This is a genomic window from Amycolatopsis sp. NPDC098790 (assembly GCF_044759945.1).
Lineage (GTDB): Bacteria > Actinomycetota > Actinomycetes > Mycobacteriales > Pseudonocardiaceae > Amycolatopsis.
Genome location: NZ_JBIWAI010000005.1, coordinates 525,905 through 546,889, shown reverse-complemented (window position 1 = coordinate 546,889; position 20,985 = coordinate 525,905). Strand labels below are relative to the sequence as shown.

The 20,985-nt window shown below is 70.8% G+C and carries 21 protein-coding genes; 12 read left to right on the top strand and 9 right to left on the bottom strand.

Translation table 11 applies throughout. The annotated features are described in order from the left end of the window. Position 1 precedes the first annotated feature (1 nt). From ACIQWX_RS36135 to ACIQWX_RS36125, 3 genes are read left to right on the top strand one after another with little or no spacing between them, the layout of a single operon-like run. Entirely contained in the window at positions 2 to 505 is a 504-nt protein-coding gene (locus tag ACIQWX_RS36135; protein ID WP_400881010.1) for an ArsR/SmtB family transcription factor, read from the top strand. 42 nt (positions 506 to 547) lie between these two features. Continuing rightward, positions 548 to 1,990, top strand: coding sequence for a GTPase HflX (gene hflX, locus ACIQWX_RS36130; protein ID WP_400881008.1), 1,443 nt, complete (start codon positions 548 to 550; stop codon positions 1,988 to 1,990). A gap of 52 nt (positions 1,991 to 2,042) precedes the next feature. Further along, positions 2,043 to 3,053: a hypothetical protein gene (locus ACIQWX_RS36125; RefSeq protein WP_400881006.1), complete on the top strand. Its 1,011-nt coding sequence runs from the start codon at positions 2,043 to 2,045 to the stop codon at positions 3,051 to 3,053. Positions 3,054 to 3,342: 289 nt separating this feature from the next. On the opposite strand, the gene lexA is transcribed toward ACIQWX_RS36125, so the two are convergent. Beyond that, positions 3,343 to 4,002, bottom strand: a complete 660-nt coding sequence (lexA, locus tag ACIQWX_RS36120; RefSeq protein ID WP_051736098.1) for a transcriptional repressor LexA — start codon at positions 4,000 to 4,002, stop codon at positions 3,343 to 3,345. Positions 4,003 to 4,355: 353 nt separating this feature from the next. Between lexA and ACIQWX_RS36115 the strand changes: the two genes are divergently transcribed. From ACIQWX_RS36115 to ACIQWX_RS36105, 3 genes are all read left to right on the top strand, one after another. Then, positions 4,356 to 4,820, top strand: coding sequence for a LysM peptidoglycan-binding domain-containing protein (locus ACIQWX_RS36115; protein ID WP_400881003.1), 465 nt, complete (start codon positions 4,356 to 4,358; stop codon positions 4,818 to 4,820). A gap of 679 nt (positions 4,821 to 5,499) precedes the next feature. Next, positions 5,500 to 5,994: a transcriptional regulator NrdR gene (nrdR, locus tag ACIQWX_RS36110; protein ID WP_086676168.1), complete on the top strand. Its 495-nt coding sequence runs from the start codon at positions 5,500 to 5,502 to the stop codon at positions 5,992 to 5,994. A gap of 31 nt (positions 5,995 to 6,025) precedes the next feature. Beyond that, on the top strand, positions 6,026 to 8,845 hold the full coding sequence (locus tag ACIQWX_RS36105; RefSeq protein WP_400881002.1) for a vitamin B12-dependent ribonucleotide reductase: 2,820 nt from the start codon (positions 6,026 to 6,028) through the stop codon (positions 8,843 to 8,845). A 201-nt stretch (positions 8,846 to 9,046) separates the two neighbouring features. Here ACIQWX_RS36105 and ACIQWX_RS36100 read toward each other — a convergent pair whose 3' ends face one another. The 5 genes from ACIQWX_RS36100 to ACIQWX_RS36080 form a co-directional block, all read right to left on the bottom strand. After that, positions 9,047 to 9,832 (bottom strand): hypothetical protein, encoded by a 786-nt coding sequence (locus ACIQWX_RS36100; protein WP_400881001.1) that lies wholly within the window; start codon positions 9,830 to 9,832, stop codon positions 9,047 to 9,049. Between the two features lie 248 nt (positions 9,833 to 10,080). After that, the gene (locus ACIQWX_RS36095) at positions 10,081 to 11,493 is read right to left on the bottom strand and encodes an MFS transporter (RefSeq protein WP_400880999.1); all 1,413 of its coding nucleotides are present in this window, start codon (positions 11,491 to 11,493) and stop codon (positions 10,081 to 10,083) included. Position 11,494: 1 nt separating this feature from the next. Further along, complete coding sequence (locus ACIQWX_RS36090; RefSeq protein ID WP_400880997.1) at positions 11,495 to 11,809, bottom strand: VOC family protein; 315 nt, start codon at positions 11,807 to 11,809, stop codon at positions 11,495 to 11,497. After that, positions 11,806 to 11,964 carry a CopG family transcriptional regulator gene (locus tag ACIQWX_RS36085; protein ID WP_400880995.1) on the bottom strand — a complete coding sequence of 53 codons (159 nt, stop codon included), beginning with the start codon at positions 11,962 to 11,964 and terminating at the stop codon, positions 11,806 to 11,808. Before ACIQWX_RS36085 ends, ACIQWX_RS36090 begins: the two co-directional genes overlap by 4 nt. An 88-nt stretch (positions 11,965 to 12,052) precedes the next feature. Next, positions 12,053 to 12,982 carry a TIR domain-containing protein gene (locus ACIQWX_RS36080; RefSeq protein ID WP_400880993.1) on the bottom strand — a complete coding sequence of 310 codons (930 nt, stop codon included), beginning with the start codon at positions 12,980 to 12,982 and terminating at the stop codon, positions 12,053 to 12,055. 142 nt (positions 12,983 to 13,124) lie between these two features. Here ACIQWX_RS36080 and ACIQWX_RS36075 point away from each other — a divergent pair, with 142 nt between their 5' ends. Beyond that, positions 13,125 to 13,787, top strand: coding sequence for a ferritin-like domain-containing protein (locus ACIQWX_RS36075; RefSeq protein WP_400880991.1), 663 nt, complete (start codon positions 13,125 to 13,127; stop codon positions 13,785 to 13,787). Here the strand turns inward: ACIQWX_RS36075 and ACIQWX_RS36070 are convergent. Then, positions 13,749 to 14,318, bottom strand: coding sequence for a TetR/AcrR family transcriptional regulator (locus ACIQWX_RS36070; RefSeq protein ID WP_400880989.1), 570 nt, complete (start codon positions 14,316 to 14,318; stop codon positions 13,749 to 13,751). The genes ACIQWX_RS36075 and ACIQWX_RS36070 overlap by 39 nt on opposite strands. Positions 14,319 to 14,395: 77 nt before the next feature. Between ACIQWX_RS36070 and ACIQWX_RS36065 the strand changes: the two genes are divergently transcribed. Together ACIQWX_RS36065 and ACIQWX_RS36060 are read left to right on the top strand one after the other, a co-directional pair. Beyond that, positions 14,396 to 15,007 carry an FMN-dependent NADH-azoreductase gene (locus ACIQWX_RS36065; protein WP_400880987.1) on the top strand — a complete coding sequence of 204 codons (612 nt, stop codon included), beginning with the start codon at positions 14,396 to 14,398 and terminating at the stop codon, positions 15,005 to 15,007. Then, complete coding sequence (locus ACIQWX_RS36060) at positions 15,007 to 15,321, top strand: DMT family transporter (protein WP_400880985.1); 315 nt, start codon at positions 15,007 to 15,009, stop codon at positions 15,319 to 15,321. Before ACIQWX_RS36065 ends, ACIQWX_RS36060 begins: the two co-directional genes overlap by 1 nt. Here ACIQWX_RS36060 and ACIQWX_RS36055 read toward each other — a convergent pair. Then, a complete protein-coding gene (locus ACIQWX_RS36055) occupies positions 15,311 to 17,323 on the bottom strand; it encodes a prolyl oligopeptidase family protein (protein ID WP_400880983.1) in 2,013 nt (670 codons plus the stop codon). The two genes, ACIQWX_RS36060 and ACIQWX_RS36055, sit on opposite strands and share 11 nt — an antisense overlap. A gap of 127 nt (positions 17,324 to 17,450) precedes the next feature. On the opposite strand from ACIQWX_RS36055, the gene ACIQWX_RS36050 reads away from it, so the two are divergent. Then, positions 17,451 to 18,431: a neutral zinc metallopeptidase gene (locus ACIQWX_RS36050; protein WP_400881454.1), complete on the top strand. Its 981-nt coding sequence runs from the start codon at positions 17,451 to 17,453 to the stop codon at positions 18,429 to 18,431. Here the strand turns inward: ACIQWX_RS36050 and ACIQWX_RS36045 are convergent. Beyond that, a complete protein-coding gene (locus ACIQWX_RS36045) occupies positions 18,424 to 18,996 on the bottom strand; it encodes a TIGR03086 family metal-binding protein (RefSeq protein WP_400880981.1) in 573 nt (190 codons plus the stop codon). The genes ACIQWX_RS36050 and ACIQWX_RS36045 overlap by 8 nt on opposite strands. Before the next feature lie 77 nt (positions 18,997 to 19,073). Between ACIQWX_RS36045 and ACIQWX_RS36040 the strand changes: the two genes are divergently transcribed. Then, positions 19,074 to 20,480, top strand: coding sequence for a PLP-dependent aminotransferase family protein (locus ACIQWX_RS36040; RefSeq protein ID WP_400880979.1), 1,407 nt, complete (start codon positions 19,074 to 19,076; stop codon positions 20,478 to 20,480). Then, positions 20,477 to 20,923 (top strand): hypothetical protein, encoded by a 447-nt coding sequence (locus ACIQWX_RS36035; RefSeq protein ID WP_400880977.1) that lies wholly within the window; start codon positions 20,477 to 20,479, stop codon positions 20,921 to 20,923. The genes ACIQWX_RS36040 and ACIQWX_RS36035 overlap by 4 nt, the downstream gene beginning before the upstream one ends. Positions 20,924 to 20,985: the final 62 nt, after the last annotated feature.

The following is a 20,985-nucleotide window of genomic DNA, read 5'->3' as shown; positions in this document are numbered from 1 at the left end:
CGTGCCGCCCGAGAAACGACGTACCGCCACCGAAGCCGAGGCCGCCGCGCTGGCCTCCGGAATACGGCTGCGCATCATCCGGTTGACCTTTTCGGAGGCGCTGACGAACAAGGAGCTCGCCGAGCGGCTCGGGCGGGACCCCGCGACGACCCTGCACCACGTGCGCAAGCTCGTCGAGACCGGTTTCCTGGCCGCGCAGCCGCCGCGCCGCGGAGCCCGGGGCGCCAAGGAAATTCCGTATCTTTCGACGGGACTTTCGTGGACACTCGACTCATGCGGTGACAAGGACGTGGAGCAGGCGGTACTCGAGGCCTATCTGGCCGAGATCGCCGACACCGGATTCGAGGGCGTGCACCAGACGCGCCTGGTCGTCCAGGTGGCCCCCGAGGAGCGGGCGGAGCTGGAAACGCGGCTCGGCGCCCTGCTCGAGGAGTTCCGAGCGCGCCCCCGCCGTCCCGGCGCGGAGCGCACCGCGGTCTACCTCGCCACCTATCCCAGCACGTAAAAGTTCGGTTCCCGCGGCGAAACGTGGGAACATGGAGGCACGATGACAGAACTGACACACACCGAAGACCACGACGACGAGCTGTACGACCCCTCGACCGGCGAGATGGAGCTCGAGGACCGCGCTTCGCTGCGGCGAGTCGCGGGACTGTCCACGGAGCTCGAGGACGTCACCGAGGTCGAGTACCGGCAACTGCGGCTGGAACGCGTCGTGCTGGTCGGCGTGTGGACCGAGGGCACGGCCCTGCAGTCCGAGGCGTCGCTGGCCGAGCTGGCGCGCCTGGCCGAGACGGCGGGCTCGGAGGTCCTCGAAGGCCTCATCCAGCGGCGTCCGAAGCCGGACCCGGCCACCTACATCGGCTCGGGCAAGGTCAAGGAGCTGCGGGACATCGTCGGTTCCACCGGCGCCGACACGGTGATCTGCGACGGCGAGCTCTCGCCGGGCCAGCTGCGGCAGCTCGAGGAGAAGGTGAAGGTCAAGGTCATCGACCGGACCGCGCTGATCCTCGACATCTTCGCCCAGCACGCCCGGTCCAAGGAGGGCAAGGCGCAGGTCGAGCTGGCCCAGCTGCAGTACCTGATCCCGCGGCTGCGCGGGTGGGGTGCGTCGCTGTCCCGGCAGGCCGGTGGGCGCGCCGGCGGCGCGAACGGCGGCGTGGGCCTGCGCGGTCCCGGTGAGACCAAGCTCGAGACCGACCGGCGGCGGATCAACAAGCGCGTGGCGAAGCTGCGTCGCGAGATCGCCGCCATGGACACCATCCGCGAGACCAAGCGCGGGCGGCGGCTGGCCAACGAGGTGCCCAGCGTGGCGATCGTCGGTTACACCAACGCCGGCAAGTCGAGCCTGCTCAACGCGCTGACCGGGGCCGGGGTGCTGGTGGAGGACGCGCTGTTCGCCACCCTCGACCCGACCACGCGGCGCGCGCAGACCGGCGACGGCCGCGGCTACACGCTGACCGACACCGTCGGCTTCGTGCGGCACCTGCCGCACCAGCTGGTGGACGCGTTCCGCTCGACGCTGGAGGAGGCCGCGGACGCGGACCTGCTGCTGCACGTGGTGGACGGGTCCGACCCGGCGCCGGAGGAGCAGGTCAGCGCCGTGCGCGAGGTGCTCGGCGAGATCACCCGCAAGCGCAAGGAGCCGCTCCCGCCGGAGCTGCTGGTGATCAACAAGATCGACGCGTCCGACGAGGTCAGCCTCGCCCGGCTGCGGCACGCGCTGGCCGGCTCGGTGCCGGTGTCGGCGCGGACCGGGGCGGGCATCGCGGAGCTCGTCGAGGTGATCGCCGACCGCCTGCCGCGGCCGGAGGTCACGGTCGACGTCCTGGTGCCGTATTCGCGCGGCGAGCTGGTCGCGCGGGCCCACGCGGACGGCGAGGTGCTCGAAGAGGAGCACGTCGAGGACGGAACGCGCCTGCTGGTGCGGGTCCGCCCCGATCTCGCGGCGGCTTTGCGCGACTACGAGACCAACTCGACCCGGGCCTGACACGTCTCCGTAGTGTGCGGACAGGGAGTTCGCACACTACGGAGGTGGCTGGGTGCGCTGGGTGGTCGCTCTTGCGGCGGTGGTCGTGGCGCTGGTGAGCGGGCCGGTCCCGGCTTCCGCGGCTCCGGCCGCTCCGGAGCCGTTGTGCGCGGTGAAGGACTCGCGGATCGGTGAGCTGTCCGGCCTGGTGTCGGACGGCTCGAAGCTCTACGCGATCAACGACGGCGGCACCAAGGTCCAGGTGTTCGTGCTCGGGCGGGACTGCAAGGTCCAGAAGGTCATGAGCGATCGCACGGACCCGTTCGACGTCGAGGACCTGGCCCGGACGTCCGACGGGACGCTGTGGCTGTCCGACACGGGGGACAACAACAAGGGGCGGCTGACGGTCGCGCTGCTGGAGATGAGCCCGGCGGGCAAGGTCACGGTCCACCGGCTCACGTACCCGGACGGGCAGCACGACACCGAAGCGCTGATCATGGACAAGTCCGGCACGCCGTACCTGATCACCAAGGACATCCTCGGCGAGGCGCGCGTGTACCGGCCGCAGGGGCCGCTGGCGAGCCCGGGGCCGACGAACCTGGAGAAGGTCGGCACGGTGAAGATCGCGACGACCGACACCCAGGGCGGCCCGGTCGGGGCGATCGGTTCGGTGCTGGTGACGGGCGGCGCGTCTTCGGCCGACGGCACGGTGGTGGCGTTGCGGACCTACACGGACGCGTACGTGTACGCGGCCCCGGACGGAGACGTGCTGGCCGCTTTGCAGCGGACGCCGGTCCGGATCCCGTTGCCGGGGGAGAAGCAGGGCGAGGCGATCGCGTTCGACCCGGACGGGACGTTGCTGTCGGGGAGCGAAGGGGTGGGGGAGCCGATCCGCGCGGTGCGCGGGGCGGCGGCCTTGGCGGTCGCGCCTTCGTCCGACGGGAAGCCGGCTGCTTCGAGTGCGAGCGGCGGGTCCGGTTCGGACGGTGGGGGAGTGCCGGTGCTGCCGGCGGCCGGGATCGCGGTGGCGGTGGTGGGGCTGGGCTGGTTCGGGTTCAGCCGCTTGCGTCGCCGGAGGGGCTGAGCACGGCGGGCTAGGGGCGCGAACGGTCCGTTCGCGCGGCGCCGGTGGGCGCGAACAGTCCGCAGTCCACAAGCGGCTGTCCTTCGCGCGGTGCGGGGCGCGGCCGCAGGGGCCGCGCAGTCCTGCGCACCGCGCGAAGGAAACCTCGACCGGCGCGGCGGCGGACAGGGCCGGGCTTCCCGTCCACCCGCCGCACGTCGATCAGGTCCGCTCTCCGGCTCCCCACGGCCGAAGATCATCCGATCCGGTGAACCTCCCGGGCCGTGCGAAAGCCCGGGGTTCACCTCTTCTAGAGCCGCCGGAGCACCGCCACGACCTTGCCGAGCACCGTGGCGTCGTCGCCGGGGATCGGCTCGTACGCCTCGTTGTGCGGCATCAGCCAGATGTGGCCGCCCTTGCGCTTGAACGTCTTGACCGTGGCCTCGCCGTCGATCATCGCCGCGACGATCTCGCCGTTGTCCGCGTCCGGCTGCTGGCGGACCACGACCCAGTCGCCGTCGGTGATGGCCGCGTCGACCATCGAGTCACCTGTGACCTTCAGCAGGAACAGCTCGCCCTCGCCGACGATCTCCCGCGGCAGCGGGAACACGTCCTCGATGGCCTGCTCGGCCAGCACCGGGCCACCGGCGGCGATCCGGCCGACCAGCGGCACGTACGCCGCCTTCGGCATGACCGGCTGCTGGTCCATCTCGATGCCCATGGGGTTGTCGTCGGTCGCCGAAAGCACGCCCACCGCGCGGGGACGGTTCGCGTCCCGCCGCAGGTAGCCCTTGCGCTGCAGGGCGCGCAGCTGGTGCGAGACCGAAGACGTCGACGTCAGCCCGACCGCCTCGCCGATTTCGCGGACGCTCGGCGGGTAGCCGAACCGGCTCACCCACGAGCGGATCACGTCGAGCACCTGCTGCTGGCGGACGGTGAGGGTCTCGTCCACGTCGTAGACCTCGGGCATGGGGTGCACACTGCCCCCGGGGGACCCACTGGTCCTGCCCGCCTTGTTCTCCTTCGCCACTGCGTCGCCTCCCAGACGTTCGCTGCACGTATCGCGCGCCGGCCGCCGCCCGCCGGGTGCGGGCAGGCTCGCCGGCGGCATCTGCCCGGCAGATGCCCTGGTCACCGACGTTAGCCCCCGGACACGACGATTTCAAACATCTGTTCGATCGACACGCCGTGTCCGCTCGATTTTGTCGGTGGTAGGTGGTAGACCTTCGCACGGGCGTTCGATAGAACGCTTGTTCGACCTTGATCCACGGGCCGGCACCGGCCCCGGAAACGGGCGGACACCAGGGTTTCGAGGAGGTTCGGATGTCCATTCTGGCCGAACGCGGGCACGCCCGCCCGGCGACCCCGGTCCCGGCGCAGCCCCGTCCCGTCCGCGTCCTGCGCGGCCGCCGCGGCGAGGTCCAGCGCCCGCCGACACGCGCACGGGTCGTGGCGGGCCGCCGTCCGGCGGGCGCGCCCTGCGCGGCGCCCCGCCGGGTGCCGGTGCGCTGGCCGTGGCTGGCGGCGCTGGCGGTGGCGAGCTGCCTGGTGGTGACCGGGCTGGGCCTGCTCGGCGGGCCGTCCGAGGGCGCCCCGGTCCCGGAGCGGACGGCGACGGTGTCGGTGGACCAGGGCGACACGCTGTCGTCGATCGCGGCGAGGTTCGCGCCGGACAGCGACCCGGGCGCGGTGGTCGCCCGGATCAAGGAGCTGAACCGGCTGGACGGCGCCGAGCTGGTGCCCGGCTTGCCGCTGACGGTCCCGGTCGCCGACGTTCCCGCGAAGTGACCGCTCTCCGGTTGGAGGGAAAGGTGCATTGAGTCCGCGCTGAGGCGCGGGTGACAACGGTGCCGGCTCGAGCTTCGCCTCGGGACGGCGATCGCGATGCATCGCGCGCTGAGCCTTGCGCTCTCGCCAGGCGCCGCGGACAGCTGAGCCTCGCGCTCTCGCCGAGCGCCGCGGGCAACTGGGCCTCGCGCTCTCGCCAGGCGCCGAACAGTTGAGCCTTGCGCTCTCGCCGGGCGCCGCGAACACAGGCCGCGAAATCACCCTCCCCGGTGAATCCGCCGGCCCGTCGAGACCACTCGGCCGGCCGATTCGAGCCGCAGCCAAGGCGTCCCGCCGCGCCACCCGAACAGACCAATCCGGCCCCCACCAGGGCGACCACCCCGGAACCCCCTCCGGCACGGCTCCCGAGCCCCGCCGGACACCCTCACCCGGGCGGGTCCGGCACCGGCCGCGTCGCTTGCGCACACCCCCGCCGAGTTCTACTCTCGCCCGCTATATGTAGTAGTTACACCGCTGTAGTTGGTCCACAGGTTGGGGTAGACTGGGCAGCAGTTGTCCACAGCTGGTCGGCGTTTACCCACCGGATGTCCACAAAACGATCACCAGGTGCAGGGGCGCGCGGTGATCGCGGGGGACGTCGACCGCGGGCGGCCGGCGAGGAGGGGAAGGTGATCGGCGGATGAGGTGCCCGTTCTGCCGGCATGCGGACTCCCGGGTCGTCGACTCGCGAGAGGTGGATGAAGGCCAGGCGATCCGCCGGCGGCGCTCGTGCGCGTCGTGCGGGCGGCGGTTCACGACTTCGGAGACGATGGTGCTCGCCGTCGTCAAGCGGTCCGGGGTCACCGAACAGTTCAGCCGGGACAAGGTGGTGAGCGGCGTCCGCCGCGCCTGCCAGGGCAGGCCGGTCGACGACGACGCGCTGCAGCAGCTCGCGCAGCGCGTCGAGGAGTCGATCCGCTCCGCCGGGCTGGCGGAGATCCCGAGTCACGAAGTCGGCCTGGCCATCCTGGGCCCGCTGCGTGAGCTCGACGGGGTCGCCTACCTCCGGTTCGCCAGCGTCTACCGCTCCTTCTCCTCGGTCGAGGACTTCGAGAAGGAGATAGCCGATCTTCGTGAGGCCATGGCGGGTTCTGCTGCTCCGGAGGAGAGCGATCAGCGCGAAGACGGCGATTGACCGTCCCGCTGCGGGAGTGAGGGTTCGACCGATGACCGAAACCGTGGGAACCGGGGCCGGCACGGCCGCCGGCAAGAAGAGCAAGGCGGCCGGCGGCCTGAGCGTGAAGCGCGTCTTCACCACCGAGGGGAAGCACCCCTACGACCAGGTGACCTGGGAACAGCGCGACGTCGTGATGACGAACTGGCGCGACGGCTCGGTCAACTTCGAGCAGCGCGGCGTGGAGTTCCCCGACTTCTGGTCGGTCAACGCCACCAACATCGTCACCAGCAAGTACTTCCGCGGCGCCGTCGGCAGCCCGCAGCGCGAGCGCAGCCTGAAGCAGCTCATCGACCGCGTCGTGAAGACGTACGTCAAGGCCGCGGGCGACCACGGCTACTTCGCCTCGCCGCAGGACCTCGAGATCTTCGAGCACGAGCTCACCTGGATGCTGCTGCACCAGGTCTTCTCCTTCAACTCCCCGGTCTGGTTCAACGTCGGCACGGCGTCGAAGCAGCAGGTCAGCGCCTGTTTCATCCTCGCCGTCGACGACACGATGGAGTCGATCCTCAACTGGTACCGCGAGGAGGGCCTCATCTTCAAGGGCGGCTCCGGCGCCGGCCTGAACCTCTCCCGCATCCGCTCCTCCAAGGAACTGCTGACCTCCGGCGGCACCGCCTCGGGCCCGGTCTCGTTCATGCGCGGCGCCGACGCGTCCGCGGGCACCATCAAGTCCGGCGGCGCCACCCGGCGCGCGGCGAAGATGGTCGTGCTCGACATCGACCACCCGGACATCGAGGAGTTCGTCCAGACGAAGGCCCGCGAAGAGGAGAAGATCAAGGTCCTCCGCGACGCCGGGTTCGACATGGACCTCTCCGGCGCGGACATCTCCTCCGTCCAGTACCAGAACGCGAACAACTCGGTCCGCGTGTCCGACGAGTTCATGCAGGCGGTCGAGAACGGCACCGAGTTCGGCCTGCGTGCCCGGCTCACCGGCGAGGTCATCGACCGGACCGACGCGAAGAAGCTGTTCCGCGGCGTCGCGCAGGCCGCTTGGGAGTGCGCCGACCCCGGCATCCAGTACGACGGCACGATCAACGACTGGCACACCTGCCCCGAGTCCGGCCGGATCACCGCGTCGAACCCCTGCAGCGAGTACATGCACCTCGACAACTCGAGCTGCAACCTCGCGTCGCTGAACCTGCTCAAGTTCGTCACGCCCGAGGGCACGTTCGACGCGCCGCTGTTCGCGCGCGCCGTCGAGTTCGTCATCACCGCGATGGACGTCTCGATCTGCTTCGCCGACTTCCCGACCGAGCCGATCGCCGACACCACGCGCAAGTTCCGCCAGCTCGGCATCGGCTACGCGAACCTCGGCGCGCTGCTGATGGCGCTGGGCCACGCGTACGACTCCGACGGCGGCCGAGCGCTCGCGGCGGCGATCACGTCGCTGATGACCGGCGTTTCGTACCGGCGTTCGGCGGAGATGGCGCAGGTCGTCGGCGCGTACGAGGGCTACGCGCGCAACGCCGAGTCGCACCAGCGCGTGATGCGCAAGCACGCGGCGGCCAACGAGCTCGTCCGCACCTACCACTCGAACGACGCCGCCGTCCGCGCGCTGGCGACGGAGGAGTGGAAGAAGGGCATCGACATCGGCACGAAGCACGGCTGGCGCAACGCGCAGGCGTCGGTGCTCGCGCCCACCGGCACCATCGGCTTCATGATGGACTGCGACACCACCGGGATCGAGCCGGACTTCTCGCTGGTGAAGTTCAAGAAGCTGGTCGGCGGCGGCTCGATGCAGATCGTCAACCAGACGGTGCCGCGCGCGCTGACCGCGCTCGGCTACCAGGACGAGCAGGTCGAGGCGATCGTCGAGTACGTGGCGCAGCACGGCCACGTCGTCGACGCGCCGGGCCTGCGCCCCGAGCACTACGAGGTGTTCGACTGCGCGGTCGGCGAGCGCTCGATCGCGCCGATGGGCCACGTCCGGATGATGGCGGCGGTGCAGCCGTTCCTGTCGGGCGCGATCTCGAAGACGGTCAACATGCCGGAGTCGGCGACGGTCGAAGAGGTCGAGGAGATCTACTTCCAGGGCTGGAAGCTCGGCCTCAAGGCCCTCGCGATCTACCGCGACAACTGCAAGGTCGGCCAGCCGCTGTCCACCGGCAAGAAGGAGAAGGCGGCCGCCTCCGCCGAGCCGGAGAAGGTCGTCGAGTACCGCCCGGTCCGCAAGCGCCTGCCGAAGAAGCGCCCGAGCCAGACGGTGTCGTTCACGGTCGGCGGCGCGGAGGGCTACCTGACGGCGGGCTCGTACCCGGACGACGGCCTCGGCGAAATCTTCGTCAAGCTGGGCAAGCAGGGTTCGACGCTGGCCGGCGTGATGGACGCGTTCTCGATGTCCATTTCGGTCGGTCTGCAGCACGGGATCCCGCTCGAGTTCTACGTCTCGAAGTTCTCGAACCTGCGTTTCGAGCCGGCGGGCATGACCGACGACCCGGACATCCGCATCGCGACGAGCGTGATGGACTACCTGTTCCGCCGCCTGGCGCTGGACTACCTGCCGTACGAAAAGCGCTCGCAGCTGGGCATCCTGTCGGCGGACGAGCGGTCGGCGGAGGTGGAGGCCACCTACGGCTCCCCGAAGGTCGACCTGGAAGCCCTTCAGTCCACAGTGGACGCCTCGCCGGAGCCGCACGTGGCGGAGCCGGAGCACCCGCACCGCGAAGCCCAGACGACGACGGAGCTGATGGAGCTGCGCCTCGGCAAGGCGGCGGACGCCCCGCTGTGCATGACGTGCGGAACGAAGATGCGCCCGGCAGGCTCGTGCTACGCGTGCGAAGGCTGCGGCGCGACGTCCGGTTGTAGCTGACGCTCTCCGCTGACCCGGGTGGCCGCCACCCGGGTCAGCAGGATGCCGCAGTTCGCGCGCCGGGTGCGGACCGGACCGCTGAAGAAGTGTTCGCCTTCGGCCTGGACTGCGTGCTCGACGGCATCGCGGCCCGCGCGCCGCGGTCCTGGAACGCGAACGAGCCGGGCCCGCGTCGGCGGGCCCGGCTCGTGCGTTCACGGGTCAGTCTTCGTCGTACCCGTTGTCGTAGTCCTCGTCGTTGTCGGTCCAGTCGTGGTCGTCACCGGCCCAGTCGTCGGCGTCGGCGACCGCGTGCACCGAGTGCACGGCGGTCCCGCCGGCACCGGCGGCGGTGTACCAGTTGTGGTAGGCCGCGTAGCCCGGCACCGCCAGCGAGTGGACGCCCTCGGACGACGCGCCGCCGGGGCCCGCCGTCAGGTTGCCCGACTCGTAGGTGGCGTAGTCGTCGCCGGCGTGGCTGGCGATGTGCGCCGAGGTGGCGCCGTTCACGCCGGCCGAGTGGACCTCGTTGACGTAGTCGGCGTCGTCGTCGTCGTCGGTGTCGACCACCGGCTGCGTGTAGACGACGTGGTCCGCGGTGTCGACCGGGTCCGGCTGGGGCGCGACGTAGTGGTGGGTCGTCGTGTGGGCGTCGCCGTCGTGGTGGCCGGTCCAGTGCCCGGTCCAGCCGTTGTCGTCGTCGTCCGAGTCGTCGTCCCAGTCGTGGGTGGTGCCGGAGTGCCCGTTGTGGAACACGCCCGCCCCGCCCGCGCCGGCGAAGGTGCCCTCCTCCTCGGACCAGTCGTGGCCCCACCAGTCAGAGCCGCCCTCCGCTTCGTAGGTGCCCGCGCCGCCGATGCCGGCGTAACTGCCCGAGCTCTCGAAACTCCAGGGGGTCCAAGACTCGTACGGACCGTCGAGCGTGCCGGCCGACGACGGCACGACGATGGCGAGGGAAATCGGCAGCGCGAATGCGCCCGCGAAGGCGAGTCGTCGCAATGTGGACATGATTGATCGGGGTTCCTTCCTGGCTGCGGCTCCGGGAATTTTCGGGGATTCCGGCTCCGGGACAGAACATCTGCCCACATCGGACGGTACCGGGCGAAGCGGGCTTCTGACCTGGGTGGATACCCGATCGGTGCGGCGAACCCGCCCGCCGGAGGACAACGGCGGAAAGGCACCGGAACAGCGTAGGCCGGGCGCCAAATGATGTCGGCGTGAATCGAGGTTGATCACACGCTCAGGTAGTCACCTGTTTAACCCGGAAACGACGGTTCCGCACGTCGGCCGCGGATCGCGGACAGGATCGCGGCGGCGGCCATGACCACCGTCAGGGTGGCGAACGCCGTGCTCAGCCCTTCGGTGAACGCCGTCGCGAGCGGGCCGTCCAGTGCCGCGGTGCCGACGAAGATCGCGAACGCCGTGCCGCGTGGAACCGCCTGGGCCGCGACGAGGATCGCCGTGGTGAACGACAGCACCATGCCGACGCTCGCGAAGGTCCGCAGAACCCCCGACGCGATCCCGAGCCGCTCGGGCGGGCAGGCCTTCATCACCGCCGAGCTGTTGGCCGGGTAGAAGAAGCTGCCGCCGATCATGAGGACGACGTTGCCGATCGCCGGCAGCCACAGGCTGCTCGTGGTCGTCATCCGGGCGAACACCACCAGCGCGGCGACCGAGAGGGCGAGCCCGCCGGTCGCGGGGAGCACCGGCCCGAAGCGGTCCGCGAGCCGTCCCGCGTACGGGCCGGCCGCGGCGCCGAGCAGGTAGCCCGGCAACAGCAGCAACGACGCGTCGATCGGGCTCAGCCCGCGCGGCCCCTGCAGGTACATGATGACCAGGAACAGCACCGCGAAGCTGCCGAGCCCCTGGAGCAGGGACGCCAGCAGGGACGGCGCCACGGCGGGGATCCGGAACAGCGACAGGTCCACGGTCGGTTCCGGGTGCCGCAGCTCGACGAGCACGAAGATGCCGAGCAGCACCAGGCCGCCGGCCAGGAGGGCGAGGTGGGTCCACCGCGGCGGTTCCGCGGCGAGCGACGTCATCGCCCACGAGACCCCGGCGAGGCCGAGCCCGAGGAGGACCATGCCCGCCGGGTCCAGCCGCCGCCGGGTCCGCTCACCGCGGTCGTGCAGGACGCGCAGGGCCAGCACCAGCGCCGCCGCGCCGATCGGCAGGTTGACCCAGAAGATCCACCGCCACGACACCGACGTCACGATGACGCCGCCGAGCAGCACGCCGATCACGGAGCCCACGGAGTAGCCGAGGGCGTTGAACCCGTAGGCGCGCCCGCGCTCGGCCGGCGGGTAGAGCTCGGCGATGATGGCGCCGCTGTTGGCGGCGATCAGCGCGGCGCCGAGCCCCTGCACGACCCGGAACCCGATGATCGACGCGGCGTCCCAGGCGAGGGCGCACAGCACCGAGCCGGCGACGAAGACCGCGAACCCGGCCCGGTACATGCGCACCCGGCCGAACAGGTCGCCGAGCCGGCCGAGCTGCGTCGCGAGCACGGTGACGACCAGCAGGTAGCCGATGACGACCCAGGTGACGGCGGCCAGCGAGACGCCGAGGTCGGCCTGGACGGCGGGCAGGGCGAGCACGACGACGGTCCCGTCGACGGCGGCGATCAGGACGCCGGTCATGACGACGAGCATCCCGAGGGTGCGCTGCACGTCAGCTCCCGGCCTGCAGGATCCACTCCCGCCCGTCGGGGTCGCGGACGGTCATTTCGCGGGTCCCGAAGTGGGTGTCTTCGAAGGGGCTCACGACCTCGACGTCCGGGGTGACCTCTTTGCCTTTGAGGACGATCTTCATGCCGGTGGGCTGGCTCTCGGGCACCTCGGCGACGAAGACGTAGGGGCCGTCGCCGTTGCGCAGGAGTCCCGAGTTGTGGTCGGTGGCGAAGTCGAGTTCGAAGCCGAGGGCCTGGAAGAACTTGGCGGCTTTGCCCCAGTTGTGGGTCTCGAGGTACACGGCTTCGATGGTCATCGCTGGTCTCCTTCGGTGTTGGCCAGGTACTGGCGCAGGGCTTCGGTCACGAGCGCCGAGAGGGACTGCCCGTGGTCGACGGCGTGGTGCTTGACCTCCCGGATCAGGTCCACGGGGAGGTACACGTTGAACTGCTTGACGTCCTTGTCCGCCATGACAGTATGCTAGCATTCTAGGCAGCTAGTGGGTCAAGCTCGCGTTTGGTTGCAGGGGTCGAGCTGGTTTGCCGACTTCGGTTCCCGGCTAGCGTGGCCGGCTTTCGAGGAACGGCAGTATCTTCTTCTCCCAGAGTTCGACGAACAGCTCTTCGGCGCCGCGTAGGAGCCGGTCAGCCGATCCGGGGCTGCTGTAGTCGTCGAACACCAGCACCGGGCCGCCCGAATCCGCATCCCATCGCGCCGTGACGGTCCCGTTGACGGCACTACCGATGATGCGGGGCCACGCGAAGGCCACCGTCAACTTGCCGGACCACAGGGATTCGCCTTCACGCAGCACGAGCTCACAGACCGGGTTGCCGTGCTGTTCCGCGGCCACTTGGACGGCAGTGTCCGTCACCCGTACCCGGCGAGTGAACCCGTAGTCGACGAGTTGGGTCGCTTCACTCCGGAAGAGTTCGCCCACACGAGCGAGTGTGTCGTCGAGGACTTCCTGCTGGTGGAAGCTGAGTGGTGCGATCCTTGGCTTGCGTACCTGCAGCGTCTTCTCGATCACGGTGCTGACTTCGACAGGCTCTCGTCGTTCGCCGCGCGCCGTCTCGACTTTCGCGGCGATGACTTCGGCGACTTGCCGCGGGGTGTAGTCCTCGGCTCGCAAGTAGATGACGGCCGGGCTCAGGAGTTCGGGTGGTACGCGGACGTCGTCCATCATGACCGGCAGGATGTAGCCGTCTCCGCGTTCGACACCGGCAGTGATGGCCGTGTAGAGCTCGTCCATCGGGTAAGGCCCGGCAAGGTACTCCTGCGAAAGAAACGGAATCACGAAGCGGGTCACCACGCCGCCGTAGACCTTGCGCAGCTGGGGGATGACGTTGGTGCCCCACAACCGTGCGGTCTCGTTCCGATCGTAGAAGACCCGCACGCCCAGCGCTTCGCTCTCTCGGACGACCTGCTCGACGTAGTCCCGTTGTGCACCCGAAAACGAAACCGCGACGTCGTACTCGTGCGGATCCACCATCACCGCACCTTAGTCGGGAACCTCGCCGTGCCGGCCGCGCCCGCGCGCGAACCGGTCGGCGTGTCTCCGACCTCCCGCTGTCCACCGGATCTCCACCGGACCCGCCCGGAAAGTCCGCGCCCGCACGGCATCATCGGGACCGATGAACTGGTTGCGGGAATTCGAAGCGGAAGCCGAACGCCGAGAGCGTCGGGAAGACCCACCCTGGACGCGAGGAGCCCGGCTCCACCCCGACATCGCGCGAAGCATCCAGCGGTTCCAGGTCGGCGAAGCCGGGGACGGCGCCAACCTCATCGCGAAAGCCGGCGGCGGCGACTACCTCGCCGCCGTCGAGCTCTTCGTGGCCGAGGAACAAAACCACGCCCGGATGCTCGCCGAACTGCTGAAAGCCGCCGGGGTGCCCACCATCGAGTCGCACTGGTCGGACACCGTCTTCGTCCGGCTGCGGCGCGCCCTCGGGCTGCGGCTCGAACTGATGGTGCTGCTCATCGCCGAGGTCGTCGCGCTGCGGTACTACCGCGCCCTGCGTGACGGCACCTCGGACCCGCTCGTCACGGAAGTCGCGGCCCGGATCCTCGCCGACGAGGAACGGCACGTGCCCTTCCACTGTCACCGGCTCCGCGGCGCACTTCCCAAGGCCGTACGCCGCGTCGTGTTCGGGGCGTGGCGGATGCTGCTGCTCGGGGTCGCGGTCACCGTTGCGGCCGACCACCGTCCGGCCTTGAAGCAGCTCGGCGTCGGGCGACGGGCGTTCGTCGTGGACGTGCTAGCCGCCTTCGACGCTGCCCTCGCCCAGCTGAAGTAGGCCGGCGAGCTGCCGCAGCGACGCCGTGATCCGCTCCGGCGTCACCCCCCGTGCGCGCTGGTGCAGGTACAGCTCCGGCGCCAGCGGGGCCAAGAGCACGTCGGCCAGGACGTCCGGGTCGGGGGCGCCGGAAGCCAGCACCTTGACGTGCGTGCGCCAGAAGCCGTACGCGCCCGTCGTGAAGCGGGAGTGGCCGACCTCGGTCCCCAGCACCAGGGGCGCGTGCCGTTCCAGCAGCTCGACCATTGCCTCGTAGAACGCCGCCAGCCGCTGGGCAGGCGGCGCTCCCGGGCCCAGCGGTGGGTCGCCGCGCAGCAGGGACTCCTGCAGCCGGCGCTCGTGCTCGTCCAGCAATGCCACCGCGATCGCCGCGCGGTCCGGGTACCGGCGGTAGAGCGTCCCCCGGCCGACGCCGGCCGCGCGCGCGATGTCCTCCATCGTCACGTCCGCCGCGCCGCGGGCGGTGAACAGCTCCTCCGCTGCCTCGAGGATTTTCACGCGGTTGCGGGCCGCGTCGGCGCGTTCGGGCATGGCCGCAGCCTAGGGAATAAGCGGACGCGACGTCCAGTTGACGTCAAGCGGACACCGCGTCCACTTGAGGAGGAACCGTGACCCACCTGCTGCACCTCGACTCCAGCGCCCGCCGCACGTCGTTCTCGCGCGAACTGTCCGCCCGCTACGCCGAGACCTGGGAAGGCACGCGCACCTACCGCGACCTCGCCGCCGACCCCGTCCCGGTGATCGGCGAGGCGTGGACCGAAATCTGCGACGCGCTCCTGACCGCCCGCATCACCGATCCCGCGCACTACGCCGACGTCGTCGAGACGCCGGACCAGAAGAAGGCATGGGCGATCGTCGAGCCGCTGCTGACCGAGCTGCTCGAAGCCGACGTCGTCCTGATCGGTGCACCGATGTACAACTTCTCGATCCCGGCGGCGCTCAAGACCTGGATCGACCAGGTGACGTTCCCGCGCATGTCGCTGCGGGGCAAGGCGTTCGTCATCGCCGGCGCCCGCGGCGGCACGTACGCGCCAGGGACGCCGAGAGCGCCGTTCGACCACCACGAGCGCTACCTGCGCGACTTCATCGCCGGGCACTACGACGTCGACGACGTCCGGTTCGTGCACGCCGAACTGACCAACGCGCTCGTCGACCCGCACCTCGCTTCGCGCGACGGCGAACGAAAAGAGTCGCGCGAAGCCGCTTTGAAGGCGCTCTGATGGGCTGGGTGACGCTCGTCTTCGCCGGGGTCGTCGAGATCGCCTGGTCGCAGAGCATCAAACCGACGGAGAACTTCACGAAGCCGTGGCCGACGCTCCTGTGCTTCGTGCTCGGCGCCGCCGCCGTCTACCTGCTTTCGCGCGCGATGGACACCGTCCCGGTGGGCACCGCCTACGCGGTGTTCACCGGGATCGGCGCCGTCGGGGCGATCGTGCTCGGCGTCGTCGTGACCAAGGACCCGCTCAGCGTCGGCCGGGTGGCCGCGCTGGCCCTCATCGTCGGCGGCGTCGTGCTCGCCCGCGTCACTTCGTGAGTTGCTCCCACAGGAACTCGAAGACCAGTGCCCACTTGAACGCCAGCTGCTCGTTGTCGGCCGCGGCGCCGTGGCCGCCTTCGATGTTCTCGTGGTAGCGGACATCGTGCCCCTGCTCACGCATGCGCGCCACCATCTTGCGGGCGTGGGCGGGGTGCACGCGGTCGTCCCTGGTGGACGTCACGAACAGGGAAGGCGGGTAGTCACGTCCACTGTGGACGTTCTGGTACGGCGAGTACTTCGCGATGTACTCCCACTCCGCGGCCTCGTCCGGGTCGCCGTACTCGGCCATCCACGACGCGCCGGCCAGCAGCAGGTGGTAGCGGCGCATGTCCAGCAGCGGCACCTGGCTGACGATCGCGCCGAACCGCTCCGGGTAGCGCGTCAGCATGACGCCCATCAGCAGGCCGCCGTTGCTGCCGCCCTGGATCCCCAGCTTGGACGGCGTCGTGATGCCGCGTTCGACGAGGTCCGCCGCCACGGACGCGAAGTCCTCGTACACGCGGTGACGCTCGGCCTTGATCGCCTGCGTGTGCCAGCTCGGGCCGTACTCGCCGCCGCCGCGGATGTTCGCGACGACGTACGTGCCGCCGCGTGCGAGCCAGCCGCGGCCGATCATCCCGCTGTAGGACGGCGTCAGCGAGACCTCGAAGCCGCCGTAGCCGGTCAGCAGCGTCGGCCCGCCTTCGGCGCCGGACGGCCGGACCACGAAGTACGGGACCTTCGTGCCGTCCTCCGACGTCGCGAAGTACTGCGCGACGCTCATGCCCGAAGCGTCGAAGAACGCCGGAGCCTGCTTCAGGACTTCGACCTCTTCGCCGACGTGGCCGTAGCTGAGCGTCGACGGCTGGAGGAAGCCGCTCGAGTTGAGCAGGTACTCATCGCTGACGTCGGGGTCGGTGTCGAAGATGTCCGCGCTGCCGAATTCCGGCCCGCCGGACAGCGGCTCCTCGGTCCAGCCGTCCGGGCCCGGCGTCAGCGTGCGCAGCTCGGTGCGGACGTCGCGCAGCGTGCCGAGCAGCAGGTGGTGGCGCGTCCAGGCCCAGTAGTCGAGCGAGATGTGGTCGTCGGGCGTGAAGAGCGTCGCGAAGGCGCGGTCGCCGGCCAGGAAGTCGTCGAACCGGATGCCGATCAGCGACCCGGCCGGGTGTTCGGTACCGCCGACCGTCCACGCCGTCCGCGGCCGCACCAGCAGCCACTCGCGGTGGATGGACGCGCTCGCGTCGTCGGGGACGTCGATCTTGACCAGCGCTTCGGGCGTCCGCAGGTACAGCTCGGAGCGGTAGAAGTCGATCGCGCGGCTGACGAAGTCGCGTTCGAAACCCTCGGTCGGGTCGTGGGACGCGCCGATCGAGACGTCGTCGGGCTTGCCCTCGTAGACCGTGACGGCGTCTTCGAGCGGCGTGCCGCGGCGCCACTCCTTGGCCACCCGCGGATAACCGGAACTGGTCAGCGTGCCTTCGCCGAAGTCGGTGCCGATGTAGACGCGGTCCTCGTCGATCCAGCCGATCCGCGTCTTCGCCTCCGGCACGGTGAAGCCGCCCTCGACGAACTCGTGCGCGTCGAGGTCGAACTCGCGCACCACCGTCGCGTCCGCGCCGCCGCGGGACAGCTCGACCAGGCCGCGCCGGTAGTCCGGCCGCAGCACGGTCGCGCCCTGCCAGACCCAGTTCTCGCCCTCGGCTTCGGCCAGCGCGTCGACGTCGATCAGCAGCTCCCACTCGGGCTCCGCCCGCCGGTAGGACTCCAGCGTCGTCCGCCGCCACAGGCCGCGCGGGTGGCTCGCGTCCTGCCAGAAGTTGTAGAGGAGCTCGCCGCGGCGGCGGACGTACGGGATCCGGTCGTCGGCGTCGAGCACCTCACGCAGCTCGTCGCGCAGTTCGGCGAAGCGCGCGCCGCGGGTCAGCTCGGCCAGCGTCTCGTCGTTGCGGGCGCGCACCCAGCCGAGCGCGTCGTCGCCGGTCACGTCTTCCAGCCACAGGTGGGGGTCCTCGACACTCATGCCGACAGTTTCGTCCGCCAACGGTCTCGATGGCCACCGGGACGTGTTTTCGTTTCGTGATCCTTCCCTCTCCGGGCGTCCGTATGCTGGTCGCATTGAGCAGGGGGAGAACGTGAACGACGACGGAATGTCCGGTTTTCCCGCGCCGCCGGCCGGGGACCGGTCGCCGGAACCCGCGTGGGCTCCGGAGCCGAACCCGTGGGCGCCGAACTGGGCCGCCGCGCCACCCGTCCCGATCGCCCCGCCGCGCAGCCGGCTCTGGGGCGCCGTGGCCGGGGTGCTCGTCGTCGTGCTGGCGATCTCGCTGATCGCGGCCACCATCCCGCACCGCGTCGACGGGCACGCGTACGTCGCCCAGGGCGTCGACACCGGACGCGCGTACAGCGGCGGTTCGGAGGGCACGCCCGCCAAGCCGGTGCCGGAACTGGCGCGCAACCCGCTGCTGTCGGCCGGCATCACGCCGGGGCCCGCGACGTGCGCGCTGCCCGACCTCGGCCGGGCGCCCGCGCAGCTCAAGGCCTACTACGGCGCGCTCGTCGACTGCCTGGAGCAGTCGTGGCGCCCGGCGCTGGAGAAGGCGAACGAGCCGACGCTCACCGCCACGGTCTCGGTGACGCTGCCCGAGCACAGCGCGTGCGGCTCGGCGCCGTCGGAGAACGAGGCCGTCGCCTACTACTGCGGCGGCGACACCACGATCTACGCCCCGACCGACTGGATGCTCGCCGACGCCGGGCTGAACAAGGCGCGTCACATCGCGACGATCGCCCACGAGTACGGCCACCACGTGCAGCGCGAGAGCGGCATCCTGTCCGCGGCGGCGGACAAGATGACCTCGCCGGACGAGGACAGCGCGGCCGACAAGGAGGTCGTCCGCCGGATCGAGCTGCAGGCGAACTGCTTCGGCGCGCTGTTCCTGGCCGCGGTCGCCGGCTCGGGGTCGGTCAGCCGGTCGCTGGCGAACGCCGCCGTCGCCGACTACGGCCGCGCGAACGACAGCGACACGCACGGCTCGCGCGCGCACCAGCTGTCGTGGGCGAAGGCGGGCTACGACGGCAAGAACACCAAGGCGTGCGACACGTGGAGCGCCGCGCCCGCCGACATCAGCTGACGGTCCACGCCGGGTCCCGGCCGAGGAGGGCGAGGAACCGGTCGAGTTCGCCGGCGTCCGCTTCGATCTTGACGCTGGGGGCGAACGAGCCGTTCTTTTCGCGGCCCTCGTCGGGGATCCGTTCGGCCAGCTGCAGGGCGACGTGCACGGCATCGGCGTCGGGCTCGTAGGGCAGGCCGAGCGTGCGGGCCAGGTCCCAGCCGTGCGCGACGGTGTCGACGAGGTGCATGTGCGCGGCGATCGTGCCGGGGAACGTGCCGAAGTGGTTGATCGTGAGCTGCCGCTCCAGCACGGCGTCGTCGGCGAAGGCTTCGAGGAAGTCGTCGACGGACGCCTGGTAGGCGGCGCGGTGGTCGTCGCCGAGGTCGCCGGCGTCCCAGTCCGGGGCCGAGCCTTCGCGCGCGGCGGTCGCGAAGGCGTGGTTCTCGCTGACCTGGTGGCGGAGGAGGTCTTCGAGGGTCCAGCCGGCGCACGGGGTCGGGCGCGAGAGGTCCTCGTGCTTGGCGGCGGCGACGATCTTGTCGAGGACGAGCAGGGTGCGGCGGTCGAGTTCGCGGAGATCCATGCTCCGCACGCTAGGCGGGGGAGCGGACCACAAGAAGTGCCAAATTCGTGTCTTGTCCGGTGTGCCAATCTGGGTTCATGGACGTCCACATCGACCTGGCCGGCACGCGCGGGCACCGCGACGCGATCTACCGGCAGCTGCGCGCGGCGATCCTGGACGGCCGGATCCGGCCCGGCGAGGCGCTGCCGCCGACGCGGGAGCTGGCGCAGCGGCTGGCGGTCTCCCGGACGACGGTCAGCGCGGCCTACGACCGGCTCACCGCCGAGGGGTTCCTCGCCGGACGCGTCGGGGCGGGCACGTTCGTCACTCCTTCTTCGTTGAGCCGCCCCGCGCTCTCGTCGGTGTCGGGCGTCCGCCCGCTGCCGGAGTGGGACGCGGTGCCGTCGCCGCCCGCGCCGTTCGCGCCGGCCCCGGAGTTCGACTTCCGGCCCGGCGTCCCGGACCTCTCGCTGTTCCCGTTCGACACGTGGCGCCGGCTCGTCACGCAGCGGCTGCGCGCGGGCCAGGCCGACCTGATGACCTACGGCGACCCCCAGGGGTTCGCTCCCCTTCGGGAGGAGATCGCGCGGCACATCGGGGTGTCGCGGGACGTCCGGGCGAACGCGGCGCAGGTCGTCGTGACCGCCGGGGCGCAGCAGACGACGGACCTGGTCGGGCGCGTGCTGCTGCGTCCGGGTGACGTGGCCGCCGTCGAAGACCCGGGCTACCCGCCGCCGCGGCTGGTGCTGGCGGCCCGCGGTGTGCGGGTGGCGCCGGTGCCGGTGGACGCGTCCGGGATCGTCGTCAGCGCCATCCCGGAGGAGGCGCGGCTGGTGTACGTGACGCCGTCGCACCAGTACCCGCTGGGGCTGTCGATGTCGCTGGAGCGGCGGCTGGAGCTGCTGGACTGGGCTGAGCGGCACGACGCCGTGCTCGTCGAGGACGACTACGACACCGAGTTCCGCTACACCGGGCGGCCGCTGGAACCGTTGCACAGCTTGGATTCCCGCGGCCGGGTCGTGTACGTCGGGTCGTTCTCGAAGGTGCTCTCGCCGGCGTTGCGGCTGGGGTTCCTGGTCGCGCCGCCGTCGCTGGTGCCGGCTCTGGTGAAGGCGCGCTACCTCACGGACTGGCACGCGCCGAACGTCGAGCAGGCGGCGCTGGCGGCGTTCATGGCCGAGGGCGGCTTCGCGCGGCACGTCCGGCGGATGCGGAAGGTCTACCGGGAGCGGCACGAACTGCTGTCGTCGCTTCTCCCGGGCTTCGATTTCTTGACGCCGTTGCCGTCCTCGGCCGGGCTGCACGTGAGCGCGGTTTCGACGTCGGATCTGTCACCGCTGGTGCGCCGCGCCCGGCACGCCGGCGTCCGGCTGTACTCGCTGGGGGACTTCGCCGTGGGCGAGCGCCGCCACGGGCTGGTGTTCGGCTACGGTGCGGTCGCGACCGAGCGGATCGGCCCGGGACTGGCCCGGCTGCGGGCGCTGGCGGACGGGGGAGCGGCATGACCGACGACGTGATGGTGGCGATCGACGCCGGTCTGCGGCAGCACATCGGCGGCGACCGCGCGGGCGCGTACGCGACGTTCACGGCGTTGTGGGCGTCGATCGGCCCGGACGGCGACCCGCTGCACCGCGTCGCGCTGGCGCACCACATGGCCGACGTGTGCGACGACCCGGCGGAGGAGCTGGAGTGGGACCTGCGCGCACTGGCGGCGGCGGACTCGCTGACGGATTCGCGGGCCCAGGAATACCACTCGTCCTTGGCGGTGCGCGGGTTCTACCCGTCGCTGCACCTGAACCTGGGCGAGGACTACCGCAAACTGGGTGACGTGGCCGCGGCCCGTGAGCAGCTGGAACTGGCCAGGGCAAGACTGGACGCCCTGTGCGACGACGACTACGCGGCGGGGATCCGGTCGGCCCTCGACGGCTTGGCCGAACGCCTGGGCTGAATCGTTTCGAATACCACGAAGACGCCCCGTTTGCCGGACTTTCGCGAGGGTCCCGGCACCCT